Here is a 24,835-nt window from a genome sequence, read left to right as displayed (position 1 = left end):
TTACTTGACCTGGGCGGAGATGATGCTCATCACGGCGGTGTCCGCGAGCGTCGTCGTGTCGCCGACCTCGCGACCCTCGGCCACGTCGCGGAGCAGACGCCGCATGATCTTCCCGGAGCGGGTCTTCGGCAGCTCGCCGACGATGTAGACGTCACGCGGACGCGCGATCGCGCCGATCTGCTCGCCCACCCAGAGCCGCAGCTGCTGGGCGAGTCCCGCCGGGTCGTGCGCGGAGAGGTAACTCTCCTTGATGATCACGAACGCCACGACCGCCTGACCCGTGGTCTCGTCCGAGGCGCCGACGACGGCGGCTTCGGCCGTGGCCTCGTGCGCGACGAGCGAGGACTCGATCTCCGCGGTCGACAGGCGGTGGCCCGAGACGTTCATCACGTCGTCGACGCGTCCGAGCAGCCAGAGGTCGCCGTCCTCGTCGAGTCGGGCGCCGTCGCCGGCGAAGTAGTAGCCCTGGTCCTCGAACTTCTCCCAATAGGTCTCGCGGAAGCGCTCCGGGTCGCCCCAGATGCCGCGCAGCATGCTCGGCCAGGGTTCGGTGATGACGAGGAGGCCGCCGTTGCCGTTGCCGACCTCGACGCCCTGCTCATCGACGACGTCGATCGAGATGCCGGGCAGGGGCACCTGCGCCGAGCCGGGCTTCGTGGCGGTGATCCCGGGGAGCGCCGACACCATGATCGCGCCGGTCTCGGTCTGCCACCACGTGTCGACGATCGGCGTCGAGCCGGCGCCGATGACCTCGCGGTACCACATCCAGGCCTCGGGGTTGATGGGCTCGCCAACCGAGCCGAGCACGCGGAGCGAGGACAGGTCGAACTTCTGGGGAACGCTGCGACCGATCTTCATGAACGAGCGGATGGCGGTCGGCGCCGTGTAGAAGATCGAGACCTTGTACTTCTCGATGAGCTCCCACCAGCGGCCGGGGTGCGGGGTGTCCGGGGTGCCTTCGTAGAGCACCTGGGTCGCGCCGTTCGCGAGGGGGCCGTAGGTGACGTAGCTGTGTCCGGTGATCCAGCCGATGTCGGCGGTGCACCAGTAGACGTCGGTCTCCGGCTTCAGGTCGAAGACGTTCTTGTGCGAGTACGCCACCTGGGTGAGGTAGCCGCCGGAGGTGTGCAGGATGCCCTTCGGCTTCCCCGTCGTGCCCGAGGTGTACAGGATGAAGAGCGGGTTCTCGGCGGGGAACGCCTGTGCGGTGTGGTCGGCGGAGGCGGCGGGGACGACGTCGTGCCACCACAGGTCGCGGCCCTCGGTCCACTCCACCTCGTTCTCGCCGCGTTTGACGACGAGCACGTGCTCGACGGTCTGCTGCTCGCCCTCACCGCGGTCGGCCAGCGCCTGGTCGACGGCCGGCTTCAGGGGGGAGACGCGGCCCTTGCGGTACCCGCCGTCCGCGGTGATCACGAGCTTGGCGCCGGCGTCGTCGATCCGGGAGCGCAGGCTGTCCGCGCTGAAACCGCCGAAGACGACCGAGTGGATGGCTCCCACGCGCGCCACGGCGAGCATCGCGGCGATCGCCTCGGGGATCATCGGCAGGTAGATCGCGACGCGGTCGCCCTGACCGATGCCGAGCCCGTCGAGCACGTTCGCGACGCGCTTGACCTCGTCCGTCAGCTCGGCATAGGTGATGCGGCGGCTGTCGCCGGGCTCGCCCTCCCAGAAGAGCGCGACGCGGTCGCCGTTGCCGGCCTCGACGTGCCGGTCGAGGCAGTTGTAGGCCACGTTGAGCTCGCCGTCGTCGAACCACTTGGCGAAGGGCGGATTGCTCCAGTCGAGGACCTGCGTGAAGGGCTTGTGCCAGTGCACGAGCTCGCGCGACTGGTCGGCCCAGAAGCCCTCGCGGTCCGCGGCGGCGCGCTCGTAGAGCTCCTGCGAGGCGACGGATTGGGCGGCGAACTCCTCCGACGGCGCGAAGCGCCGGGTCTCGTCGAGAAGGTGATCGATCTGACTGCTCATCGGCAGGCGCTCCTTTGCGGCGTTCGGGTCGTGCAGGCATGGCCGCAGGGGGAGTGCGACCAGGTCAGGGCGAATCTATCCCCGCCCCTGACCGTCGAATACTGCCGAAAGTCGGTAGTCCGATGGGTTTTGTCAGGACGGTCGCCTTGCGTACACTCGACGACAGCCGAGATCTCATTCCGGCCTTGGCGTGCCCGATTCCCCCGATCGAGAGCCGCCGTGGGCGGCACCTCATTCCCCCCGTGAGGTGCCGCCCTTTCTCATGGGAGCGCTCCCGCCCCCTCGTCCGCCGCGGTCCCCTCCTGCACCGCTGCGGGTGGCGTCTGCTTGTGCACAGGGTCCGACGGCACACGTGCCCCTCGCGGTCGACGCGCACAGCCGCGGCCTACCGTCGCCGTATGCCTGATCGATTCGTCATCCACCCTCGCCCTTCCGGGGCTCGTGCCGCGTCGCGCGCTCCGCAGGAGGCCTTCCGGAGCGAGCCGGCATTCGCCCCGCTCGCGCCGTTCGTCGACGACGAGGTGACGGACGTGTTCCTGAACGGCGCGGACGCGCTGTTCGTTGATAGAGGGAGCGGGGCGGAACGCGTGCCGGACTGGCGGGCCACGGAACGCGAGGTCCGCGAGCTCGCCGTGGCGCTCGTCGCCATCGGCGGGCGACACCTCGACGATCAGACGCCCTGCGTCGACGTGCGACTCGGCTCCGGGGTCAGGGTGCACGCCGCCTTGGCTCCGGTGGCGGCGCGGGGTACCGCCGTGTCGATCCGCGTCCCGCGCATACACGCGGCCGACCTGGACACGCTCGCGGCACGGGGAGCGTTCGACCCCCGGCAACGACGATGGCTCGGCGCCCTCGTCCGCGACCGCGCCAATCTCCTGCTCACCGGGGGAACGGGCTCCGGCAAGACGACGCTGCTGTCGGCTCTGCTGTCGGAGGTCCCGCCCGATGAGCGCATCGTCACCATCGAAGACGTCGCGGAGCTGAGGCCCGGGCACCCGCACCATGTGGCTCTGGAGGCCCGCCAGGCCAACCTCGAAGGCGCCGGGGAGATCGATCTGGCGCGACTGGTGCGGGAGTCCCTGCGCATGCGGCCCGACCGTCTGGTGGTGGGGGAGTGCCGAGGGGAGGAGGTGCGTGAGCTGCTCACCGCGCTCAACACCGGCCACGACGGCGGTGCGGGCACCCTGCACGCCAGCGGTCTGGCGGACGTGCCCGCCCGCTTGGAGGCCCTGGGAGCGCTCGCCGGCATGGATGCGGTGGCCCTCGCGCGTCAGGCGGTGAGCGCCTTCACCATCGTGCTGCACCTGGAGCGCACCCCGGCCGGGGCGCGACGCATCGCGAAGGCCGGTCGTCTCGTGCTCGCGGGCGACCGTCTGGCGATCGAGGAGGTCGAGCCGTGGTGACGCTCCGTGTGCCGCGTCCGGCGTCGGCGGCCGGTCCGCAGGTCGCCGATTCCGTCCAGACGCTCGCGGTGCTCCTGCAGGCCGGGGCGATCCCCCTCGTCGCCTGGCGGCACCTCGCGGGCACGGGAGACCCGTCCGCGACGGCGGTGCTGGAAAGAACGGACGAGGGCGTGCCCCTGGTCGCGGCGATCGAGGCGCAGGGCGGCATGTGGACGGAGCTGGCGGCGGCGTGGGAGATCGCCACGACGGTGGGGGCGCCGCTGGCCGACGTGCTCCGCACCATCGCCGAGGCGCTGCGCGATGCCGCGTCGGCGGCGGACGACGTCCGGGTGGCCCTTGCCGAGCCGGCGGGCACGGCGCGACTGCTGCTCTGGATGCCGCTGGCCGGTCTGCTGCTCGGCGTCGCGCTGGGGTTCGACACCCTGGGCGCGATCATCGGCAACCCCCTCGGGGGCGCGTGCGTCGTCGCCGGCCTGCTGCTGGTCGTGGTCGCCCGACTGTGGACGCGACGACTGCTGCACCGTGCACGTCCCGAGCCGGGAACGCCGGGCATGACGGCGGAGCTCGTCGCGATCGCGCTCACGGGTGGGGCACCGATCGACCGCGCCGTCGCGCTCGTCACCGAGACCGGAGTCGTCGATCCCGCCGAGCGGGACCGCGTCGGCCAGGTGCTCGAGCTCTCCCGTGCAGCCGGCGTCCCCGCCGTGGAGCTGCTGCGCGCGGCGGCGGCACAGGACCGGCATCGTGCCAGGGTCCAGGGGCGTCTTCGCGCCGCGCGCCTCTCCACCCGCTTGCTGCTTCCGCTCGGGGTGTGCACGCTGCCGGCGTTCCTCCTCGTCGGCGTGGCGCCCCTCCTGCTCAGTGTGCTCGCCTCCACGCCCCTGCCGACCTGACCCCTCCACGACCATCGAGAAAGAAAGAGGTAAGAAGATGAACGACACCCTGCCCACCCTGGATCGCCGCCGTGCGCGGGCACTCTTCGGAGACGACACCGGTGCGGCGACCGCCGAGTACGCGATCACCACCATGGCCGCCGTCGCCTTCGCGGGTCTGCTCGTGGCGATCATGCGCTCGGAGGAGGTGCGGGGCATCCTCACCGGCCTCGTCCGCCGAGCCCTGACCGTCTCATGACGGGCGGCGTACCCGACGGCGGCGCGAACCCGGCACCCTGGCGGTGGCGCGGCGACCGCGGCGCCGTCGCGGCGGAGCTCGCCCTGGCGCTGCCGGCCATCGTGCTGGTGCTGCTGCTCGGGGCGGGTGCCCTCGTGGCGGCGGCGCGGCAGGTCGCGCTGCAGGATGCTGCCGCCGACGCCGCACGGGTGCTCGGCCGTGGCGAGGACGCGGCGGCAGCTGCCCGGGCCGTCCACGAGGCGATCCCGGGCGCCGGTGCCGCCTTCGCCCCTGCCGGCGACCTCGTGTGCGCCACGGCGACGCTCCGGGTGTCCCTCGGAGCGGTCATCAGCGTCCCGCTGCGCGCCACGAGCTGTGCCCTGGACGGGGGCCGCTGATGGCGGGCTCGGCGCTCGCGGCCGCGCTCCTCGTGGTGAGCGCCACGCTGTCCGTCGGTCTTGCGGCCGTGGGCGGTGCGGCGGTCACGGCACAGCGTGCGGCGGGCGCCGCCGACGCCGCCGCGCTCGCCGCCGCCGATGCCGCGAGCGGCGCGGTGCCGACGGCGGACGAGCCCTGTGCGTTGGCCGCCAGGGTCGCCGCGGCGAGCGGGGCGGCCCTGACGAGCTGTTCGCTGGAAGGGTATGTGGCGACCGTGTCCGTGGAGGCGGCGTACGCTGGACTCGCTGCCGTCTCCCGCGCTCGTGCCGGGCCACCCGAGGAACCATGACGGCGGCTCTACCCCTCGCCCGCTGTGAACGACCCCTGATAGCGGTGTGTATGGTGTGCTTCGAAGAAAGGACGCCCCTTGGCTGAAGGCAAGAAGCTCGTCATCGTCGAGTCCCCGACGAAGATGCGGTCTATTCAGGGATACCTCGGCGACGGTTACGAGGTGCTCAGCTCCGTCGGCCACATCCGTGATCTCGCCGACAAGAAGGACATCCCGGCCGAGGACAAGAAGGCGTACGGCAAGTACTCCATCGACATCGACAACGGCTTCGACCCCTACTACGTGGTCTCGGACCGCAAGACCAAGACGGTCGCCGAGCTCAAGCGCGCGCTCAAGCACGCCGACGAGGTCCTGCTCGCCACTGATGAGGACCGCGAGGGCGAGGCCATCGCCTGGCACCTGCTGGAGACGCTCAAGCCCAAGGTGCCGGTCAAGCGCATGGTCTTCCACGAGATCACCAAGGACGCGATCCAGGCCGCTGTGGGCAACACCCGTGAACTCGACCACGCCCTCGTCGACGCGCAGGAGACCCGCCGCATCCTCGACCGCCTCTACGGGTGGGACGTCTCGCCCGTGCTCTGGTACAAGGTCAAGACAGGGATCTCGGCCGGCCGCGTGCAGTCCGCCGCGACCCGCCTGATCGTCGACCGCGAGCGCGAGCGCATGGCCTTCGTCTCCGCGGAGTACTGGGACGTCGATGCCGACGCGGCTGCGGCCGGCACGTCCTTCCGCATCCGCCTGGTGCGCGTGGACGGCGGCCAGCTCGCCCGCGGCTCCGACTTCGACGACACCGGAAAGCTCAAGAAGGCGGTCGTGGTCCTCGACGAGGCGAAGGCGGCCGCCCTTGCGCGCGCCGTCGATGCCGCAGGGGCGGGAACCGTCACCAAGGTCGAGGCCAAGCCGGGAACCCGCAGCCCCTACGCGCCCTTCACGACCTCCACCATGCAGCAGGAGGCGGGCCGCAAGCTCTCGATGAGCGCGAAGCAGGCGATGAGCGTCGCCCAGCGCCTCTACGAGAAGGGCTACATCACCTATATGCGTACCGACTCCACGGCGCTGAGCACCCAGGCGGTGCAGGCGGCCCGGAGTCAAGCCGTGGCTCTCTACGGCGACAACGCGGTGCCGCTCAAGCCGCGCGTCTACAAGTCGAAGAGCAAGAACGCGCAGGAGGCGCACGAGGCGATCCGCCCCTCGGGGGAGAACTTCCGCACGCCGTCCTCGCTGTCCGGCGAACTCGACCGCGAGGAGCAGCGGCTGTACGACCTGATCTGGAAGCGCACCGTCGCCAGCCAGATGTCGGACGCCAAGTACGAGACGACGACCGTCACCATCGCGGTCGAGGCGGACGGCCAGACGGCGGAGTTCACCGCCTCCGGCACGGTCTACACGTTCAAGGGATTCCTGGAGGCGTACGAAGAGGGCCGCGACGAGAAGCGCAGCGACGCCGACGCCGCCGAGAACCAGTCCCTGCCTGCGGTCTCCGTCGGAGACGAGCTGGCCGTGTCCGCGGCGGAGGCGAAGGGGCACCGGACTACGCCGAAGCCGCGCTACACCGAGGCCTCGCTGGTGAAGGTGCTCGAGGAGAAGGGCATCGGCCGTCCCTCGACCTTCGCCACGATCCCGGAGACCATCCTCGATCGCGGGTACGCGGTCAAGCGCGGCCAGGCCCTCGTGCCGACATGGCTCGCGTTCAGCGTGGTGCGTCTGCTCGAGGAGCACTTCGCCGAGCTCGTCGACTACGACTTCACCGCGGCGCTCGAGGACGACCTCGACACCATCGCACGCGGCGAGCAGAACCGCGTGGAATGGCTGAAGTCGTTCTACTTCGGCTCCGACTCGCACGTGGGTCTTCGCCAGGTCGTCGACAACCTCGGGGAGATCGATGCCCGTGCGCTGAACTCGACGCGGATCACCGACACCGCGACGCTGCGCTTCGGCAAGTACGGCCCCTACCTCGAGGTGGCGGACCCGAAGGATCCGGAGGCCAAGCCGCGCATCGTCAACGTCCCCGAAGATCTCGCGCCCGACGAGCTCACGGCGGAGAAGGCCCAGGAGCTCATCGATGCGCCCGTCGCCGGCGACCGTGTCCTCGGGGTGAACCCGGAGAACGGCAAGGTCGTCGTCGTCAAGGACGGACGCTTCGGCCCCTACGTGCAGGAGAACGATCCGGTCTCCGACGATGCCGCCGTCGATGAGGCCACCGGCGAGGTCGTCGAGGCCCCCAAGCCCAAGCGCGGCGCGAAGAAGGAAGCGGCGCCCAAGCCCCGCACCGCCTCGCTGTTCCGCTCGATGTCGGTGGACACGATCGATCTCGACACCGCACTGCAGCTGCTGAGCCTGCCGCGCGTGGTCGGCGTCGACCCCGAGACGGGGGACGAGATCACCGCGCAGAACGGCCGCTTCGGTCCCTACCTGAAGAAGGGCGCCGACTCCCGGTCGCTGGAGAGCGAGTCGCAGATCTTCGACGTCACGCTGGAACAGGCGCTGGAGATCTACCAGCAGCCCAAGTACGGCGCCCGTCGGGCGTCGAGCGCGCTGGCCGAGTTCGAGGCGGACCCGGTGAGCGGCAAGCCCATCCGCGTGCGCGACGGCCGCTTCGGGCCGTACGTCACCGACGGCGAGACGAACGTCACCATCCCGCGCGGACAGACCCCGGACGACATCACGTTCGAGATCGCCGTGCAGATGCTCGCGGACAAGCGCGCCAAGGGTCCGGCGCCCAAGCGGGGAGCGGCGAAGAAGGCTCCCGCCAAGAAGGCTCCGGCCAAGAAGGCTCCGGCCAAGAAGGCGCCGGCCAAGAAGGCGCCGGCGAAGGCCTCCACGGCGAAGAAGTCCACGGCGGCGAAGACGTCGACCACGTCGGCAGCCCGCTCGGCGGCGGCCAAGAAGGCCGCGGCGACACGGGCCGCGAACGCGGCGGCGAAGGCGGCAGAGAAGGCGGACTCGTGACCGCAGGCCCCGGCCTCTGGATCACGCTGGAGGGCGGGGACGGCTCTGGGAAGACGACCCAGTCGAACCTCCTCGCCACCTGGCTCGAGCAGAGCGGTCGAACGGTCGTGCGCACCCGGGAGCCGGGTGGCTCCGAGGTCGGGCAGCTCATCCGCGACATCGTGCTCCACCACCGCGGAGACATCGCGCCGCGCGCGGAGGCGCTGCTCTACGCCGCCGATCGTGCGCACCACGTCGCCACGGTGGTGCGCCCCGCGCTCGCTCGCGGCGAGATCGTGCTGCAGGACCGCTATCTCGACTCCTCGGTGGCGTACCAGGGCGCCGGACGCGTCCTCGATGCCACGGAGATCCGCGATCTGTCACTGTGGGCTGCCGAGGGGGCGCTTCCGGATCTCACTGTGCTCCTCGATCTCGATCCGGCCACGGCGCGCACGCGCCTCGACTCGGCCGACAAGCCGTTCGACCGGCTGGAGGCCGAGAAGGAGGCCTTCCACGCCCGCGTGCGGGACGCCTACCTCGAACTGGCCCGTGCGGAGCCCGCCCGGTTCCTCGTGATCGACGCCGCGGCGTCGCCCGAGCGCATCGCCGATCGCATCCGCGCCCGCGTCTCCGCACTGTTCGACTGATCCTCCACAGAGAAGGCTTCATCCGACGGGACGCACAGCCCGCCCGTGGGTGGTGGGAGCGTCGGCGGTCGCGATTAGGCTGAGTGCATGCCCTCGACCCTCGCCCCGCCTTTCCCCTGGGCCGACGTCTGGGGGCAGGAGGCCGCCGTCGAGACGCTGCGCGCCGCCGCGTCCGATCCCGCCGCGCTCTCGCACGCCTGGCTGATCACCGGTCCTCCCGGGTCCGGACGCTCGACCCTCGCCTATGCCTTCGCCGCCGCACTGATCGCCGAGGGGGCCGACGACGAGGCCACGATGCGGCAGGTCCTCGCCGGCACCCACCCCGATGTGACCGCATTGCGCACCGACAAGGTGATCATCACCATCGCCGAAGCGCGGGCCCTCGTCGAGCGCTCCTACTTCGCGCCCTCCGCCGGGCGCTACCGGGTCATCGTCGTCGAGGACGCCGACCGGATGGTCGAGCGCACCTCGAACGTCCTGCTCAAGGCGCTGGAGGAGCCGCCGGAGCAGACCGTCTGGATCCTCTGTGCGCCCAGTGAAGCCGACCTCCTCCCCACCATCCGGTCGCGCGTGCGGTCGCTCCGTCTCCGCGAGCCCGACGTGGCGGACGTCTCCCGTCTCATCAGTCTCCGCACGGGTGTGGACGAGGCGGTCGCCGAGCAGGCCGCCCGGCACGCGCAGCGTCACATCGGCATGGCCCAGCGTCTCGCCACCGACGATGCGGCGCGGCGACGTCGCGACGAGACGCTCCGGGCCGTGATCGGGGTGCGCGGGGTCAACGACGCCGTCGAGGTCGCCGGGCGCATCATCCAGGCGGCGACGGAAGACGCCAAGGCGCTCACCGCCGAGCGGGATGCGGCGGAACGTGCCGCGCTCCTGCGCACCGTCGGTGTCGCGGAGGGGCAGGCGGTGCCTCCGGCGCTGCGCGCCCAGGTGTCGGCACTGGAGGACGACCAGAAGAAGCGGGCGACGCGGAGTCTGCGGGACGGCATCGACCGGGTCCTCACCGACCTGCAGTCGCTCTTCCGCGACGTCGTGATGGTGCAGTACGGTCGCGGCGACGATCTCATCAACCGCGAACTGCACACCGAGGTGGCCGGCCTCGCCGCCGCCTGGAGCGTGGAGCGCACGCTCGTCGTGCTCGACCACCTGGCCGAGACCCGTGAGGCGCTGGAGCGCAACGTCGCCCCGCTGCTCGCGCTCGAGAGTTTGCTCGTGACCGTCACGAGCGGGAGGAAACCGTGAAGACTCGATCCCTGCCCCGCCTCCGTCGCACCGCGGCGCTCATCGCCGGTCTGGCCGCCGCCTCGGTCGTGCTCTCCGGATGCCTCTACGCCATGATCCCGGAGCAGTCCTCGAAGCCGGCCGTCGAGAGGACGCCGGACACCGAGGGCGTCGCGGAAGATCTGCTCCCCTTCTACTCCCAGGAGCTGGACTGGACCGCGTGCGGGCAGGGCTTCGACTGCACGACCGTCACCGCGCCGCTCGACTGGGAAGACCCCGGGGCCGGAGAGATCGAGCTCGCCGTGGTGCGGCACCGCGCCGAGGGCGAGGCGATCGGCTCGCTGCTCACGAACCCCGGAGGCCCCGGTTCCAGCGGCGTCGACCTCATCCAGGGCAGCCTCGACTACGCGGTCGGTCCGGCCCTCATCGAGAACTACGACGTCATCGGCTTCGACCCCCGCGGCGTCGGAGCCTCCACCGCCGTCACCTGCTACGACGCGAAGGAGATGGACGAGTACCTCTACGGCATCCCGTCCGCGCCGCGCGGCACCCCGGAGTGGGAGTCCGAGCTGCTCGACTCCGCCCGCGCCTTCGGCGAGGCGTGCGACGCCAACAGCGAGGGGATCCTGCCGTACATCACCACGGTCAACGCTGCTCGCGACATGGACCTCCTCCGCGCCGTCCTCGGCGACAAGGAGCTCAACTACCTCGGGTACTCGTACGGCACGTTCCTCGGCGCGACCTACGCCAAGCTCTACCCGGAGAAGGCCGGACGGCTCGTGCTCGACGGGGCGATCGACCCCTCCGTCCCCGGTCTCGACGTGGGGGCCACGCAGGCGCTCGGCTTCGAGTCCGCACTGCGGGCCTACATGCAGAACTGCCTCGACTCCGGATCCTGCCCCTTCAGCGGGACGGTCGACGAGGCGATGGCCGATCTCGGTGCCCTCCTCGCGAGCGCGGACCGCACGCCCCTGAAGAACGGCGACGGCCGGCTCATGGGGGCCGATGCCCTGATGACGGCGATCATCGCGGCGCTGTACTCGGAGGACAGCTGGGGGATCCTCACCCAGGCTCTGGACGAGGCGCTGCAGGGCGACCCGTCGACGGCCTTCCGCCTCGCCGACTTCTACAACGGTCGGGAGAACGGCGCCTACATCGACAACTCGACCGAGGCGTTCCGCGCGTACAACTGCATGGATTACCCGGTCGAGGACGACCCTGCCGCCGAGGCGGCCACCGAGAAGAAGATCGCGGAGGGCGCGCCGACCATCGCCCCGTACTGGTCCGGACCGGACCCGTGCGAGGTGTGGCCGTATCCGCCCACCGGCACCCGCGAGAAGATCACCGCGGAAGGCGCGGGCCCCATCGTCGTCGTGGGCACCACCAACGATCCGGCGACCCCGTACGAGTGGTCGGAGTCGCTCGCCGACCAGCTCTCCGAGGGCGTCCTCATCACCCGCGTGGGCGAGGGGCACACCGGCTACAACAAGGGCAACGTCTGCGTCGACGAGGCGGTGGAGGCCTTCCTCCTCGAAGACGTGGTGCCGGAAGACGGCCTGCGCTGCGAGTGATCGCGTCTCGATTCGCGAGCGAGCGCGAGACAGGGTAATATCGGTGATCGCGCCGCTCACGCGTCGCACGCCGCTTTAGCTCAGTCGGCAGAGCATTTCACTCGTAATGAAAAGGTCGTCAGTTCGATTCTGACAAGCGGCTCAGGAAAACCCCCGGAACCCTCGTGGTCCCGGGGGTTTCCTCGTCTCCGGGCCCGGCCGTGGGGCGTACGCTCGGAGCATGAGCAGAGCGCTTCTCATCGTCGACGTGCAGAACGACTTCACCGAGGGCGGCGCCCTCGCGGTTCCGGGCGGTGACGCGGTGGCCGCCGCCGTCTCCTCCTACCTCGCGTCCCACGCCGACGACTACGAGGTCGTCGTGGCCTCCCGTGACTGGCATGACGCCGACGGCGACAACGGCGGCCACTTCTCCGCCACTCCCGACTACACCGACTCCTGGCCGGTGCACTGCGTCGCCGGCACCGCGGGAGCCGACTACGACCCGCTGCTCGTGACCGACCGCGTCACCCACCACGTGCGCAAGGGCCAGGGCCGCCCTGCGTACTCGATGTTCGAGGGGGTGACCGACGACGGGGCGACGGTCGCCGCGGTGCTGAGCGCGGCCGGCGTCGTCACGGCGGATGTCGTGGGCATCGCCACGGACCACTGCGTCCGGGCTTCTGCGCTCGACGCGATCGCCCACGGCGTCCACGTCCGTGTGCTCGCCGACCTGATCGCCGGGGTCGCCCCAGAACCCAGCGCCGCGGCCCTCGCCGAGCTCGCGCATGCCGGTGCCGAGCTCCTCGAGAGCGCGGAGGCATGAGCCGCAGCGTCCTCCTCCTCCGTGCGGTCAACCTCAGCGGACGCAACAGCGTGCCGATGGCCCGGCTCCGGGAGGTGCTCGCCGCCGCGACCGACCTGGAGGACGTCTCCACCTACATCGCGAGCGGCAACATCCTCTGCGCGACACCGCGTGACCCGGCGGCGTCCTGCGCGAGGGTCCGGGCGATCGTCGCGGAGGAGTTCGGCGTCGACACTCCGGTGATCCACCGCACGCACGCCGCGCTCACCGAGTCCGAGGCGGCCCAGCCCTTCCCGGAAGGGGATCTGAAGCTCGTGCACGCGATGTTCCTCGAGGGCGCTCCCGCCGCCGGCGCCCTCGAGGCCCTGCACGAGCGTCTGGTGCCGGGGGAGCGTCTCGCCCTGGTCGGACACGATCTGTGGATCGACTACGCCCCCGGCGGGGTGCACACGACGAAGCTCACGAAAGCCGTGCTCGACCGGGCGCTCGGGGTCCCCGGGACGGCGCGCAACCTGCGCACGGTGCGGAAGCTCATCGCGCTGACGGCGTGACCACGGCCCGGCTCAGCGCGGTCGGCGGCATCTCGGCATGCGGGGCGAGGTCGACCCGGCGGGAGTCGCAGCCCGCGCACCGGACGTACAGCACGACGCCCTCGCTGGTGGGATGGCGTGACTCCACGAGCCAGGCGTGCTCGTGGGTGTCGGCGGGGGAGGCGAGCCGGGGGATCGGGAGGGTGTCGGAGGAGGTCATGGGACCAGCGTGATGTAATGGTCTTATGCATCTCAACCCTTACGGGGAGTATGCGGTGCTCCTCGCCGCCTCCCTCGCGAACGACTGGCCGGAGGACCGTGCGGGGATCGAGGAGCGCACGCTCGCGCTGGGGATGACGCAGACGTTTCCGCCGGCCCCCGACGACCACGCGCAGGTGCGCGCCGTGATCGACGACTGGCTGGCCATCGTGGACGAACCGGATGCCGATGCGCGAGCCGCCCTGCTCAACGACCAGCTCGCCATCGCGGGCGCCTATCCCCGGCTCACCAACCACGACGACGAGGGCTGGCACCTGCACTATCGGGACGACGTGCGCTCGCTGCCCTTCGTGCTGCGCGCGATCATCAACCTCGGCACGGCGCTGCACCTCGTGACCCGGGGGATGAACCGACTCGGGCGCTGCGACGCGCCGCCGTGCACCAACGTCGTCGCGGACGTGACGCGCAACGGCCGCCAGCGGTTCTGCTCCGTGAGGTGCGCGAACCGGGCGGCCGTGCGGCGCCATCGGGCGCGCGTGAACTGAGCGTCAGGCGGTCTGTCCCGCGTGCTTGCCCTCGCCGATCTCCTCGACGAGCTTGGCGTTGAACGCCGGGAGGTCATCGGGGGTGCGGCTCGACACGAGACCCTCGTCGACCACGACCTCCTCGTCCACCCAGCTCGCGCCGGCGTTGCGGAGGTCGGTCTTCAGACTCGGGTAGCTCGTGATCGTCCGACCGTCGACGACACCGGCCTCGATGAGGATCCAGGCGCCGTGGCAGATGACGCCCACGGGCTTGTGCTGCTCGAAGAACGCACGGGCCAGATCGATCGAGGCCTGATCCATGCGGAGGTGATCGGCGTTCACCACGCCGCCGGGCAGCACGAGCGCGTCGAACTGGTCGGCGCTGGCGTCCGCGGCCTTCAGGTCGACGGCCTGTTCGTGACCGTTCTTGCCGGTGATCGCCGCTCCGTCCGGCGCGATGAGCGTGGCGCTCGCGCCCTCCGTCGTCACCGCCTCCCAGGGGCTCGTGAGCTCGCTGTCCTCGAAGCCGTCCGTCGCCAGGAATGCCACGCGGTTTCCGGTGAGAGTCATGGTCCGTCCTTTCGGTGGGAAGTCGCCCTGTTCCGGGGACTCCTCGACCCTCTCCCACCGCATCAGAGCTCGCCAGGGGGTGGCCAGCCGGGAGCGACGGTGATACAGGACAGCCGCGTCGGCGCGGAGCGGCGCGGTCGACTCGATACGATCCACACATGCGCCTCCGTCCTGCTCTCCTCCTCCTGCCGGTGCTGGTCGTGCTCGCGGGCTGCACACCCGCTCCGGAACCGACGCCGACCGCGACGTCCAGCGCCTCGGCGACGCCCTCGCCCGCCCCGACCACGGCCCCGACGCCCACGGAGACGTCTTCGCCCCCGGCCGCCGGCACCTTCGCGAAGGGTCAGCTCGTGTCGCTCTGCACCGAGAAGATCCGCTCGATCTCGCCGGATGCGACGTTCTTCGCCGACATGGCGACCACCGAGTGGCTGGAAGAGTCGGCGGTGTGGTTCGTGGCCGTCCCGGAGACGATCGACGGTCAGGACAACGTCGCCGTCTGCGGCATCGGGGGGAGTCCGGAGGCGCCGGACTTCGTGATGCACGGCGAGACGCTGCCGGACGGTGTCGCCGGGATCCGCGACGACCTGCTCGCCGGGAACGTCGGCGGCGACGACTGAGGATGCGGTGGGCCCCGTGGGGCTCGAACCCACGACCCGCGGATTAAAAGTCCGATGCTCTGCCAACTGAGCTAGAGGCCCGTGCTCCCAGTCTAGGGGGCGCACGACGAGGGGCCGTCGGCGCCACAGCCGCCGACGGCCCCTTCACCTGCCCCGTGTCCCTCCTGACAACAGGGGAGGCCGTGTGCCGGTCGGGTCGCCGGCACCGTCCCTGGCTTACTCAGCCGGGGGCATCAGGACCGTGTCGATGAGGTACACGGTCGCGTTCGCGGTCTGCACGCCGCCGCAGATGACGTTGGCGTCGTTGACCATCCACTCGTCACCGCTGCCGGTCACCTCGAGGTCGGCGCCCTGGACGGTGGTGTGCGTGCCCTCGATGTCGGACGGCTCGATCTGGCCGGGGACCACGTGGTACGTGAGGATCGAGGTCAGCAGGTCGCTGTCGGTCTTCAGCGTCTCGATGGTCGCGGGGTCGATCTTCGCGAAGGCGTCGTCGACCGGGGCGAACACGGTGAACTCGTCGCCGTTGAGCGTGTCGACGAGGTTCACGTCGGGGTTCAGCTCACCGCTGACCGCCGACACGAGCGTCGTCAGCATGGGGTTGTTCGAGGCGGCGACCGCCACCGGGTCCTGGGACATGCCCTGGATGGAGCCGGCGCCGTCCGGCACCTCTGCGGCGTAGGCCTCGCAGCCCGGGCCGACGAGGTTGGCGGCGGGGTCCATCTCCATCGGCGTCGACTCCGACGTCTCCGGGGTCGTCGGCTCCGACGACTCCTCCGTGCTCGTTCCGCTGCCCATGGAACATGCCGAGAGCAGGAATGCGCTCGCCAGACCCAGGGTGACTGCTGCGGTGACCTTCTTCTTGGTGCTGAACATGTCGAGCTCCTTCGAAACTCCGGCCACGGCCTCTCCGTGGCGTCGAGGGCTGTTCGGAAGCCTCTGCGGATCGGATGGGAGGAATTACGAGATTCTCCGAAATCGGATCCGATCCAATCCGCCGCGGGGGGTCGGCGCGAACAGCACCCGACAGAGACGAGGACCTCATGGACCTGATCATCATCGGCCTGCTCGGCGGGCTCATCACCGGCATCTCGCCGTGCATCCTGCCCGTGCTCCCGGTGATCTTCCTCACCGGCGGTGCCCAGTCGGCGTCCTACGAGGGGGAGGCGGTGCCGGCCAAGCGCAGCCGCCCCTACTTCGTCATCGCCGGCCTCGTGCTGAGCTTCACGCTCGTGACGCTCGCCGGGTCGCTCCTGCTGGGCCTGCTGAACCTGCCGCAGGACATCATCCGCTGGGTCGGCATCGCGGTGCTGGTCGTCATCGGGGTGGGACTCATCGTGCCGCGGTTCCAGCACATCCTGGAGCGGCCGTTCCAGCGCTTCGGACAGCGCGAGGTGAAGAACCGCGGCAACGGCTTCGGTGTCGGCCTCGCCCTCGGGGCCGTGTTCGTCCCGTGCGCGGGCCCGGTCCTGGCCGCCATCATCGTCGCCGGGTCCACAGGGCAGATCGGCCTGGGCACCGTGCTGCTCACCGTCTCCTTCGCGATCGGCGTCGCCGTGCCGCTGCTGGTCTTCGCGCTCGCGGGACGCAGCGTCATCGAGCGCATCCGGGCCTTCCGGACCAAGGAGCGGGCGCTGCGGATCGCCGCCGGCGTGGCGATGATCGCGCTCGCCGTGGGGCTGGTGTTCAACGTCCCCCAGGCGCTGCAGCGTCTGCTCCCGGACTACACCGCGCCGCTGCAGGAGCAGATCGCCGACTCCGAGCAGGTGCAGGACGCCCTCGACCTCGGCGGCCTGGTGAACGAGGAGAACAAGGACCTCGACAAGTGCACGAACGGCGCGACCGAGCTGGAGTCCTGCGGGACGGCGCCGTCCATCAAGGGGATCCAGCAGTGGCTCAACACCCCGGACGGGGAGGCGATCGACCTGAAGGACCTGCGCGGACAGGTGGTCCTCATCGACTTCTGGGCGTACTCCTGCATCAACTGCCAGCGCTCCATCCCGCACGTCGTGGCCTGGGACGAGGCCTACCGGGACGCGGGGCTGCAGGTGATCGGCATCCACTCGCCCGAGTACGCGTTCGAGAAGGATCCCGGGAACGTCGCGGCCGGCGCGCGCGACTTCGGCATCGAATACCCCGTCGCCCTCGACAACACCCTCTCCACCTGGACCAACTACCGCAACCGGTACTGGCCCGCGCACTACCTCATCGACGCGGAGGGGACCGTCCGCCACATCTCCTTCGGCGAGGGCAACTACGCCGCGACCGAGGCGATGATCCGGGAACTGCTGCAGGATGCCGACCCCGACGTCGAGCTGCCCGCCGCCACGGACGTGAAGGACGAGACCCCCGAGGTGGGAGCCACGACACGGGAGACCTTCCTCGGCTCCTCGAAGGACGTCAACTACGGCGGCGGCGACGAGTACCGCCGCGGCGACGGCAGCTTCCGCTTCCCCGATGACCAGCCCGACGACAGCTTCGCGCTGGACGGCGACTGGACCGTGGACACGCAGTACGTCACACCGGCCGGAGACGACGACGGCCGGATCCGCCTGCAGTATCGGGCGGCCGAGGTGCGCATGGTCGTCGCGGGATCGGGAGAGGTCGTGGTCCGGGACGCGGACGGCAAGGCGCAGACGATCCGGATCGATGGGACGCCGCGTTCGTACGGGCTGCTCGAGCAGGACGACATCGCGAAGGGCACGTTCACGCTCGAGGTCCCCGCCGGCGTCGAGGTCTATTCGTTCACATTCGGGTGACGGCTGCACGGGAAGAGGGAGGAGATACGGCATGCTTATGGAGATGGTCATCGATGGGATGGACGTCCCCGAGGACGGGGCGGCGCCGCAGGATGCTGTCGCCGACCTCCTCGTCCGCGTCGCCTCCGGTGATCAGGCTGCCTTCGCGGCGCTGTACGACTCCCTCTCCTCCCGTGTCTTCGGTCTCATCCTCCGCGTGCTCGTGAACCGCGCGCAGAGCGAGGAGGTGCTCCAGGAGGTCTTCCTCGAGATCTGGCAATCCGCTTCCCGGTTCGCTCCGAACAAGGGACAGGGACGAACCTGGGTGATGACCATCGCGCATCGCCGGGCCGTGGATCGGGTGCGGGCTTCGCAGTCGAGTGCGGACCGGGACGTGCGCGCGGGCTTCAAGGACCTCGGCGTCGCGCACGACAGCGTGGCGGAACGGGTCGAGCTGGGGATCGAAGGAGAGCGGGTCGTCGCGGCGCTGACCGGGCTTCCGGAGGCGCAGCGGGAGGCGCTCGTCCTCGCCTACTACGGCGGTTACAGTCAGAACGAGATCGCGGCGCTCGTGGGAGCGCCACTCGGAACGATCAAGACACGGATGAGAGACGGGCTGACCCGGCTCCGCACGGCGATGGGGGTGACGGCATGAACGAGAAGGACTTCGCAGAGCTCGCGGCAGGTGCCGCGCTCCACGCGCTGTCGGCGGAAGACGAGCGCCGGTACCGCCGTGCCCTCGCCGAGCACCCGGAATGGGCGGCGCAGGACGACACCGACACCGACACGGCCGCTCTCCTCGCGGACGGCGCGACTCCGGTCGCCCCACCCGCCGGCATCCGTGCGGCTCTGCTCGCGCAGATCGCCCAGACTCCGCAGAGCGATGCCTCCGAGCCCACCTCCGCCTCCGAGCCCGCCGGACCCGCGGACGAGAGCCCTGCCTCCGGCGTCGCCTCTCCCGGCCCGGCTCGCCGCTGGACCCGGCTCGCGTTCGCGCTCGCCGCGTGCCTCGCGCTCCTGGTGGGCGTCGGCATCGGTGCGGTCGCCCTGAACGACCAGCTGAACCGCCCGGCGAGTGTCGTCGCGCTGCAGGAGATCGAATCCGCGGGCGACGCGCAGAAAGCCACGGTCGAGCTCGACGACGGCGCGACGGCGACGGCGCACTGGTCGGGCTCGGTCGGCAAGGCCGTGCTCGTCACGGACGGGCTGCCCGAGGCGGCCGACGGGAAGACCTACGAGCTGTGGTTCGTCCGCGGCGAAGACCCCATCGCCGCGGGTGTGTTCGACGTCGACGGCGGGGAGGCCACCGCGCTCCTCGAGGGCGAGATGCAGGCCGGCGACGCCATCGCGGTGACGGTCGAGCAGGAGGGCGGATCGCCCTCCGGGCTCCCTACGACCGACCCGGTGATCGTCATCCCGACGGCCTGAGCGTCCGAGGCGGGGCGTACCCTGGAGGGATGCCCGAGCAGCACCATCGCCCCGTGCGTCGTCCGACGAGCGCCTTCGACAACATCGTCGGCGCCCATGATCCCGCCGAGGAGACGCGTGTCGCACACGCCACCGCCTCCGCGTTGCTGACCCGCGTCCGGGAGGACGAGAGCGGGGCGAGCGTCGAACGGCTGATCGCCTTCACGAGCGAGCACGGCATCGACGAGATCGCGGAGCTGTGGTCCAAGGCGCCGTCGCGCACCCTCCCCGGGTCGCTGTGGCGGCTGTACGTGCTCCAGCTCGCGATCCACGGCGATCCGCGCACCGCGGCCCTGCTCTACGACCGGGGACGGGTGGAGCTGCCGTCGGCCGACGCCGTGGTCGCCGGGGCGCCGGTGCCGGCGAGCCCGGACGAGCTCGTGGCGCTCATCGACACGATCCTGCGCGGCGCCTTCCGCGGCGACTTCGCCGTGGCGCTGGAGCGTGCGGCGGCGTTCTGCCGCGTCCAGGCCTCGGGGGCGACGCACACCGCCGACGACTACGAGCCCACGGAGCCCGCCCGGGCCAGCGAGCTCACCACGCGGGCGCTGCGGCTGAGCAGCTATGCCCAGGACCTCGCGGCGTCGGCGGCCTTGTGGCGCACCGGCGCCCTGGCCTGAGTCGAGCGGGCGGGACAGCGTCCGGACAGAGAAAGACCGGGCCGCAAGAACGCCTCTCGGCGGAAGGCCGCTCGCAGCGGCGAAAATTGGAGCCCGGGGTTATGCGGCCCGGCCACTCCAGTGTAACGCGAGGACGCGGTGGGTATTCCCGGCGGCCTAGGCTCGTGACATGACCCGTCGCTTCGCCCTCATGATCGATCCCGTCGCCGCCGACGAGCAGCGCGCCGACTACGCCGACACGTTCACGCAGGTGGACGCCGCGGCCCCCGCCCTCAGCGTCGGCGAGCTGAGCACGCAGCGCGGCGACGGCGTGTTCGAGTCCATCGGGGTCGTCGACGGACATGCGCAGGAGGTCGTCCCGCATCTGGAACGCCTTGCGCACTCGGCGCGACTCTGCGACCTCCCGGTGCCGAATCAGGAGCAGTGGCGGGAGGCGATCCAGCGGGCCGCAGCACAGCTCGGTGCGGGGGAGTCGGTCATCAAGCTGATCCTCAGCCGCGGCGTCGAGCACGGGCCGACGCCGACCGCGTGGGTCACGGCGGCTCCGGCGGCGGACTTCGCCGCGGTACGGCGGAACGGCGTCAAGGTCGTCACCCTCGACCGCGGATACGACCTCGGCGCCGCGGAGCGGGCACCCTGGCTGCTGCTCGGCGCCAAGACGCTGTCCTACGCCGTGAACATGGCGGCCCTGCGCGAGGCCAAGCGCCGCGGAGCCGACGACGCGATCTTCCTGTCGAGCGACGGCTTCGTGCTGGAGGCTCCGACGGCCTCTCTCATCCTGCGCTTCGGCGACCGCTTCACGACGCCGGCCCCGAACGGCGGGATCCTGCACGGCACCACGCAGCTCAGCGTCTACGACCACCTCCTCGCGCGGGGCTTCGAGGTCGGGTACGACCGCATCCCCGCCGCCGATCTGACGCGGGCCGACGCCGCATGGCTCGTGTCGAGCGTCCGTCTCGCCACCGCCATCACCGCGATCGACGGCACGCCGGTCCCCGTCGACACCGCCCTCACGGACGACCTCAACGCCTACCTCCTCTCCCCGCGCGACTGAGCCCTCCGGGTGCCCGGGCACGACTTCGGAGATGCCAGACGACATGCCGTAGGCCCGGCCCCGACACCGGCGTGTCGTCGACGATCTCCGAAGCTGTGCACGGCACAGGGCGGGCGGGATCAGGGGCGGCGACGCATGGTCTCGACGATGGCGCGCTCGACGAGGGGCCAGTCGTGGAGGACCATCGCGTAGTCGAAGCGGAGAGTGGGGTGGCCCCAGCCGGCGGCGGTCGCATCGCGGACAAGATCGCGGTGCCGGAGAGAGCCCGCCTCGTGGTTGGCGCGTCCGTCCGTCTCGATGATGAGCCAGTCATCGATGAGGAGGTCCACCCGGCCCGTGCCGACCACGCCGACCTGTGTCCGCACGCGCCACCCGTGGCACCGGATCCTCAGCCGCACCAAGGATTCCAGGCCGCTGTCGGCATCGGCCCGCGAGAAGCCGATGAGGTCGCGCCCCTCGGGCCCGAGCCGGTCACCGAGACGGCGCAGCCCGACCGCATCGATGAGTCCGAGCCGCCGGGCGGACTCCAGAGCGACGAAGAACGCCTCCGCCCCGCGGCAGCCGTAGATCTGCCGGAGTACGAGGGGCACCCCCGGCTGCTCGAAGGCACTGCCTGACGTCGCAGCATCCCAGTGCGTCACGCAGTCGCAGTCCTCGTGCGGATACTGATGGCGGTCGTGGTGCATCCAGACGTGCAGAGCCGGCTCGTCGAGCACCCAGATCCCGAGGTGCCGCGCCGCGGACTCGCAGCCGAGGACCCCGCCGTGAGCGGCGGCGGTCACGACCTCCACGCACGCGGCGGCCGTCGCGTAGACCCCGCGCCGCACCCGGACGAGGGCGCCGCCGCGCACCTGACGCTCGACCTGCCGTCGTCCGTATCGGGCGCGGAGCTCGGCATACGGCCAGACCTGCGTCCCTCGCCCCGTGCACATCCCGCCATCATTCGCGCCGCCTCGCCCTCTCTGGCCGCGGCCCGACTCGGTAGCCCGCCGTCTGTGGACGATCCTCCCCACTCGTGACCTGTGCAGGAATCACGACCCGTGCGCAGCTTCGGAGATCGAAGGAGACACGCCGAGGCGGGAGGCCAGGCGACGGCGTGTCCCAGAACATCTCCGAAGTTGTGCCCGGGGCCGGGGGCCGGGCCCGAAGACCGAAGAGAGTGCGGGTCAGCCGAAGCGGCCGGAGACGTAGTCCTCGGTCGCCTGCACCGACGGGGTCGTGAAGATGCTCGTGGTGTCGTCGTACTCGATGAGCTTGCCGGGCTTGCCGGTGCCGGCGATGTTGAAGAACGCGGTCTTGTCAGAGACCCGGCTCGCCTGCTGCATGTTGTGCGTCACGATCACGATCGTGAACTCGTTCTTGAGCTCGCCGATCAGCTCCTCGATCGCGTACGTCGAGATGGGGTCGAGGGCCGAGCACGGCTCGTCCATCAGCAGCACCTCGGGGGAGACGGCGATCGCTCGTGCGATGCACAGACGCTGCTGCTGGCCGCCCGAGAGCCCGGAGCCCGGACGGTCGAGGCGGTCCTTGACCTCGTTCCACAGGTTCGCGCCGGTGAGGGACTTCTCGACGAGGTCGTCCTGCTCGCTCTTCGACATGCGCTTGTTGTTGAGCTTCACACCGGCGAGCACGTTCTCCTTGATCGACATCGTGGGGAACGGGTTCGGCCGCTGGAACACCATGCCGACCTGGCGACGCACGAGGACCGGGTCGACGCCGGCACCGTAGAGGTCCTTGCCGTCGAGCAGCACCTCGCCCTCGACGCGGGCGCCGGGGATCACCTCGTGCATGCGGTTGAGGGTGCGGAGGAAGGTGGACTTGCCGCAGCCCGACGGGCCGATGAAGGCCGTGACGCTGCGCGGCTGGATGTCGAGGGAGACGCCTTCGACCGCGAGGAAGTTGCCGTAGTAGACGTTGAGGTCGTTGACTTCGATGCTCTTGGACACGTGGATTCCTATTCTGAGTGGTCGGGCCTCAGCGGCCGTTGACCTTCGGGGCGAACAGCTTCGCGATCAGGCGGGCGAGCAGGTTCAGCACCATGACGATGAGGATGAGGGTGAGGGCGGCGGCCCAGGCGCGCGCGACGGCGGCGTCCGGGCTCGTTCCCTGGTTCATGTACTGGTTGTAGGCGAACACCGGGAGGGTCATCATCTGACCGTCGAAGATGTTCGTGTTGAGGCTCTGCGTGAAGCCGGCGGTGAGCAGCAGCGGGGCGGTCTCGCCGATCACGCGGGAGATGGCGAGCATGACGGAGGTCATGATGCCGGCGATCGAGGTGGGCAGGACGACCTTGAGGATCGTGAGCCACTTCGGCACGCCCAGGGCGTAGGAGGCCTCGCGCAGCTCGTTCGGGACGATCCGGAGCAGCTCCTCGCTGCCGCGGACGACGACCGGCGTCATCAGCACGGCGAGGGCGAGCGCACCCATGAAGCCCATCGAGATCCCGGGACGGATCAGGAGGGCGAACACCGCGTAGATGAACAGACCCGCGACGATCGAGGGGATGCCCGTCATCACGTCGACGAAGAACGTGATGGCCTTGGCGATCTTGCCGCGACCGTACTCGACGAGGTAGATCGAGGTCATCAGACCGACCGGGACCGAGATGATCGTGGCCGTCAGCGTGATGAGGACCGTGCCCCAGATGGCGTGCACGATACCGCCGCCGTCGCCGACGACGTTGCGCATCGAGTACGTGAAGAACTCGGCGTCGAACCGTTCGACGCCGTTCGCCACCACGGTCCACAGCAGGGAGATCAGCGGCAGCAGGGCGATGAGGAAGGCCGTGGCGACGAGGGCCGTCATCAGGCGGTCGACGGCCTTGCGGCGGCTCTCGGCGATGGACGAGATCACCGTGATGATCACCATGTAGAGCAGGATGCCGACGATGACGGTGCCCGCGATGTTGAAATCGGCGAGCGGGGTGTCGGAGCCGGCGGCGGCGACGCCGAACACCGCGGCGGAGACGACGAACGAGACGCCGAGGAGGGCCCAGGGCGCCCATTTCGGCAGCCGGCCGGAGGTGAGCGCGGTGGTGCTCGCGGCGGGCGGAGCGCTGGTGAGGGCGGTCATGTCAGTTCGCTCCCGAGAACTCGGCGCGGCGGGCGACGATCCAGCGCGCCAGCGCATTGACCGCGAAGGTCACGACGAAGAGGATGAGGCCGGTCGCGATCAGCGTGTTCACGCCGGTTCCGTGCGCCTCCGGGAACGCGAGCGCGATGTTCGCGGGGATCGGCGTGGGGTTGGTGGCGGTGAGCACGAGGAAGCTGACGACCGCCGAGGGGGAGAGCACCATCGTCACGGCCATCGTCTCGCCGAGCGCGCGGCCGAGGGCGAGCATCGCCGCCGACACCATGCCGCCGCGGGCGAAGGGGAGCACGGCCATGCGGACCATCTCCCAGCGCGTGGAGCCGAGGGCCAGGGCGGCCTCCTCGTGGAGCTTGGGGGTCTGCAGGAAGACCTCGCGGCAGATGGCGGTCATGATCGGGATGCACATCACGGCGAGGACGAGGGCCGCGGTGAGGATGGTCTTGCCCGTCGCGGAGACCTGTCCGCCGAAGAACGGCACCCACGAGGCGTTCTCGTTGAGCCACACGTAGATCGGCTGCAGCATGGGGGCGAGCACGAGGCCGCCCCAGAGGCCGAACACCACGGAGGGCACAGCGGCGAGCAGGTCGATGATGTAGCCGAGGAACGACGCGAGCCGGCGGTGGGCGTAGTGCGAGATGAAGAGCGCGATGCCGATGGCGATCGGGGCCGCGATCAGCAGGGCGATGAACGAGGCCCAGAGGGTGCCGAAGACGAGCGGCCACACGTACACCCAGAACGACTCGCCCCGGAGGATGTGGTTGTCGGTGGTGTCGAGCTGGAAGGCCGGCAGGCTCTGGATGATGAGGAAGGCCGCGACGAGCGCCAGCACGACCAGGATGATGATGCCGGCCGCCAGCGCGGTACCGGAGAAGACCCGGTCGCCGAGGCGCTGCTTGGCCTTGATCGGTGTGGGCGGCGCCGGTGTCGGTGCCGGTGCCGTTGTCGGCTCCTGCGCGGTCGTGCTCATGATCTCCCTGTTTCGGGCCGGGTGGAGATGGATCGGGTGCTGACCTGGCGGAGCCCCCGCGCCCGCTCGGGGACGCGGGG

26 protein-coding genes and 2 tRNA genes are annotated in these 24,835 nt (G+C 70.5%); 19 read left to right on the top strand and 9 right to left on the bottom strand.

From position 1 onward, the window contains the following. Nucleotides 1–1,968 carry an acetate--CoA ligase gene (gene acs / locus ACIQID_RS14745; RefSeq protein WP_312675495.1) on the bottom strand — a complete coding sequence of 656 codons (1,968 nt, stop codon included), beginning with the start codon at nt 1,966–1,968 and terminating at the stop codon, nt 1–3. 398 nt (nt 1,969–2,366) lie between these two features. Here acs and ACIQID_RS14740 point away from each other — a divergent pair, with 398 nt between their 5' ends. The 12 genes from ACIQID_RS14740 to ACIQID_RS14685 all read left to right on the top strand — a co-directional run bounded on the left by ACIQID_RS14740 (nt 2,367) and on the right by ACIQID_RS14685 (nt 12,910). Beyond that, complete coding sequence (locus tag ACIQID_RS14740; RefSeq protein WP_400286462.1) at nt 2,367–3,371, top strand: TadA family conjugal transfer-associated ATPase; 1,005 nt, start codon at nt 2,367–2,369, stop codon at nt 3,369–3,371. Next, the gene (locus tag ACIQID_RS14735) at nt 3,365–4,264 is read left to right on the top strand and encodes a type II secretion system F family protein (RefSeq protein WP_400286459.1); all 900 of its coding nucleotides are present in this window, start codon (nt 3,365–3,367) and stop codon (nt 4,262–4,264) included. Before ACIQID_RS14740 ends, ACIQID_RS14735 begins: the two co-directional genes overlap by 7 nt. Nucleotides 4,265–4,301: 37 nt before the next feature. Further along, nucleotides 4,302–4,502, top strand: coding sequence for a DUF4244 domain-containing protein (locus ACIQID_RS14730; RefSeq protein WP_312675465.1), 201 nt, complete (start codon nt 4,302–4,304; stop codon nt 4,500–4,502). Beyond that, a complete protein-coding gene (locus ACIQID_RS14725; protein ID WP_400286455.1) occupies nt 4,499–4,879 on the top strand; it encodes a TadE family type IV pilus minor pilin in 381 nt (126 codons plus the stop codon). Before ACIQID_RS14730 ends, ACIQID_RS14725 begins: the two co-directional genes overlap by 4 nt. Continuing rightward, on the top strand, nt 4,879–5,208 hold the full coding sequence (locus ACIQID_RS14720) for an Rv3654c family TadE-like protein (protein ID WP_025104274.1): 330 nt from the start codon (nt 4,879–4,881) through the stop codon (nt 5,206–5,208). Before ACIQID_RS14725 ends, ACIQID_RS14720 begins: the two co-directional genes overlap by 1 nt. A 78-nt stretch (nt 5,209–5,286) precedes the next feature. After that, on the top strand, nt 5,287–8,157 hold the full coding sequence (topA, locus tag ACIQID_RS14715; RefSeq protein ID WP_400286451.1) for a type I DNA topoisomerase: 2,871 nt from the start codon (nt 5,287–5,289) through the stop codon (nt 8,155–8,157). Beyond that, on the top strand, nt 8,154–8,783 hold the full coding sequence (tmk, locus tag ACIQID_RS14710) for a dTMP kinase (protein WP_025104276.1): 630 nt from the start codon (nt 8,154–8,156) through the stop codon (nt 8,781–8,783). Before topA ends, tmk begins: the two co-directional genes overlap by 4 nt. Before the next feature lie 87 nt (nt 8,784–8,870). Then, the gene (locus ACIQID_RS14705; protein ID WP_312675461.1) at nt 8,871–10,028 is read left to right on the top strand and encodes a DNA polymerase III subunit delta'; all 1,158 of its coding nucleotides are present in this window, start codon (nt 8,871–8,873) and stop codon (nt 10,026–10,028) included. Beyond that, entirely contained in the window at nt 10,025–11,578 is a 1,554-nt protein-coding gene (locus ACIQID_RS14700; RefSeq protein ID WP_400286445.1) for an alpha/beta hydrolase, read from the top strand. Before ACIQID_RS14705 ends, ACIQID_RS14700 begins: the two co-directional genes overlap by 4 nt. 69 nt (nt 11,579–11,647) lie before the next feature. Then, nucleotides 11,648–11,720, top strand: a tRNA-Thr gene (locus ACIQID_RS14695). Nucleotides 11,721–11,798: 78 nt separating this feature from the next. After that, nucleotides 11,799–12,380, top strand: coding sequence for an isochorismatase family protein (locus tag ACIQID_RS14690; RefSeq protein WP_400286442.1), 582 nt, complete (start codon nt 11,799–11,801; stop codon nt 12,378–12,380). After that, entirely contained in the window at nt 12,377–12,910 is a 534-nt protein-coding gene (locus tag ACIQID_RS14685; protein ID WP_400286439.1) for a DUF1697 domain-containing protein, read from the top strand. The genes ACIQID_RS14690 and ACIQID_RS14685 overlap by 4 nt, the downstream gene beginning before the upstream one ends. Here ACIQID_RS14685 and ACIQID_RS14680 read toward each other — a convergent pair. Continuing rightward, nucleotides 12,891–13,109, bottom strand: a complete 219-nt coding sequence (locus ACIQID_RS14680; protein WP_400286436.1) for a hypothetical protein — start codon at nt 13,107–13,109, stop codon at nt 12,891–12,893. The two genes, ACIQID_RS14685 and ACIQID_RS14680, sit on opposite strands and share 20 nt — an antisense overlap. A 25-nt stretch (nt 13,110–13,134) precedes the next feature. On the opposite strand from ACIQID_RS14680, the gene ACIQID_RS14675 reads away from it, so the two are divergent. After that, a complete protein-coding gene (locus ACIQID_RS14675; protein WP_312675454.1) occupies nt 13,135–13,653 on the top strand; it encodes a CGNR zinc finger domain-containing protein in 519 nt (172 codons plus the stop codon). Nucleotides 13,654–13,656: 3 nt separating this feature from the next. Here the strand turns inward: ACIQID_RS14675 and ACIQID_RS14670 are convergent, their stop codons facing one another. Then, a complete protein-coding gene (locus ACIQID_RS14670) occupies nt 13,657–14,202 on the bottom strand; it encodes a type 1 glutamine amidotransferase domain-containing protein (RefSeq protein ID WP_025104283.1) in 546 nt (181 codons plus the stop codon). Between the two features lie 158 nt (nt 14,203–14,360). On the opposite strand from ACIQID_RS14670, the gene ACIQID_RS14665 reads away from it, so the two are divergent. After that, on the top strand, nt 14,361–14,819 hold the full coding sequence (locus ACIQID_RS14665) for a hypothetical protein (protein WP_400286431.1): 459 nt from the start codon (nt 14,361–14,363) through the stop codon (nt 14,817–14,819). An 8-nt stretch (nt 14,820–14,827) separates the two neighbouring features. Here the strand turns inward: ACIQID_RS14665 and ACIQID_RS14660 are convergent. Both ACIQID_RS14660 and ACIQID_RS14655 read right to left on the bottom strand, forming a co-directional pair. Then, nucleotides 14,828–14,900: transfer RNA gene (locus ACIQID_RS14660), tRNA-Lys, on the bottom strand. A gap of 135 nt (nt 14,901–15,035) precedes the next feature. Beyond that, on the bottom strand, nt 15,036–15,695 hold the full coding sequence (locus ACIQID_RS14655) for a fasciclin domain-containing protein (protein WP_312675451.1): 660 nt from the start codon (nt 15,693–15,695) through the stop codon (nt 15,036–15,038). A gap of 167 nt (nt 15,696–15,862) precedes the next feature. Here ACIQID_RS14655 and ACIQID_RS14650 point away from each other — a divergent pair, with 167 nt between their 5' ends. The 5 genes from ACIQID_RS14650 to ACIQID_RS14630 all read left to right on the top strand — a co-directional run bounded on the left by ACIQID_RS14650 (nt 15,863) and on the right by ACIQID_RS14630 (nt 20,698). Next, the gene (locus ACIQID_RS14650) at nt 15,863–17,578 is read left to right on the top strand and encodes a cytochrome c biogenesis protein DipZ (RefSeq protein WP_400286427.1); all 1,716 of its coding nucleotides are present in this window, start codon (nt 15,863–15,865) and stop codon (nt 17,576–17,578) included. 31 nt (nt 17,579–17,609) lie between these two features. Further along, nucleotides 17,610–18,212: an ECF RNA polymerase sigma factor SigK gene (sigK, locus tag ACIQID_RS14645; RefSeq protein ID WP_177173817.1), complete on the top strand. Its 603-nt coding sequence runs from the start codon at nt 17,610–17,612 to the stop codon at nt 18,210–18,212. Then, a complete protein-coding gene (locus tag ACIQID_RS14640; RefSeq protein ID WP_400286423.1) occupies nt 18,209–18,985 on the top strand; it encodes an anti-sigma factor domain-containing protein in 777 nt (258 codons plus the stop codon). The genes sigK and ACIQID_RS14640 overlap by 4 nt, the downstream gene beginning before the upstream one ends. A 29-nt stretch (nt 18,986–19,014) precedes the next feature. Continuing rightward, the gene (locus ACIQID_RS14635; RefSeq protein ID WP_060923078.1) at nt 19,015–19,644 is read left to right on the top strand and encodes a hypothetical protein; all 630 of its coding nucleotides are present in this window, start codon (nt 19,015–19,017) and stop codon (nt 19,642–19,644) included. 169 nt (nt 19,645–19,813) lie between these two features. Further along, on the top strand, nt 19,814–20,698 hold the full coding sequence (locus tag ACIQID_RS14630) for an aminodeoxychorismate lyase (RefSeq protein ID WP_312675448.1): 885 nt from the start codon (nt 19,814–19,816) through the stop codon (nt 20,696–20,698). A 119-nt stretch (nt 20,699–20,817) separates the two neighbouring features. On the opposite strand, the gene ACIQID_RS14625 is transcribed toward ACIQID_RS14630, so the two are convergent. From ACIQID_RS14625 to pstC, 4 genes are all read right to left on the bottom strand, one after another. Further along, nucleotides 20,818–21,630 carry a hypothetical protein gene (locus ACIQID_RS14625; RefSeq protein ID WP_400286418.1) on the bottom strand — a complete coding sequence of 271 codons (813 nt, stop codon included), beginning with the start codon at nt 21,628–21,630 and terminating at the stop codon, nt 20,818–20,820. A 234-nt stretch (nt 21,631–21,864) separates the two neighbouring features. Then, nucleotides 21,865–22,644, bottom strand: coding sequence for a phosphate ABC transporter ATP-binding protein PstB (gene pstB / locus ACIQID_RS14620; RefSeq protein ID WP_025104291.1), 780 nt, complete (start codon nt 22,642–22,644; stop codon nt 21,865–21,867). Nucleotides 22,645–22,672: 28 nt separating this feature from the next. Next, the gene (gene pstA, locus ACIQID_RS14615) at nt 22,673–23,770 is read right to left on the bottom strand and encodes a phosphate ABC transporter permease PstA (RefSeq protein WP_312675447.1); all 1,098 of its coding nucleotides are present in this window, start codon (nt 23,768–23,770) and stop codon (nt 22,673–22,675) included. Between the two features lies 1 nt (nt 23,771). Then, complete coding sequence (gene pstC / locus ACIQID_RS14610; protein ID WP_071328849.1) at nt 23,772–24,755, bottom strand: phosphate ABC transporter permease subunit PstC; 984 nt, start codon at nt 24,753–24,755, stop codon at nt 23,772–23,774. Nucleotides 24,756–24,835 lie beyond the last annotated feature (80 nt).

Source organism: Microbacterium sp. NPDC091676, assembly GCF_044756645.1.
In the GTDB taxonomy this organism is placed as follows: domain Bacteria; phylum Actinomycetota; class Actinomycetes; order Actinomycetales; family Microbacteriaceae; genus Microbacterium; species Microbacterium paraoxydans_D.
This window is presented reverse-complemented; position numbering and strand designations above follow the sequence as displayed.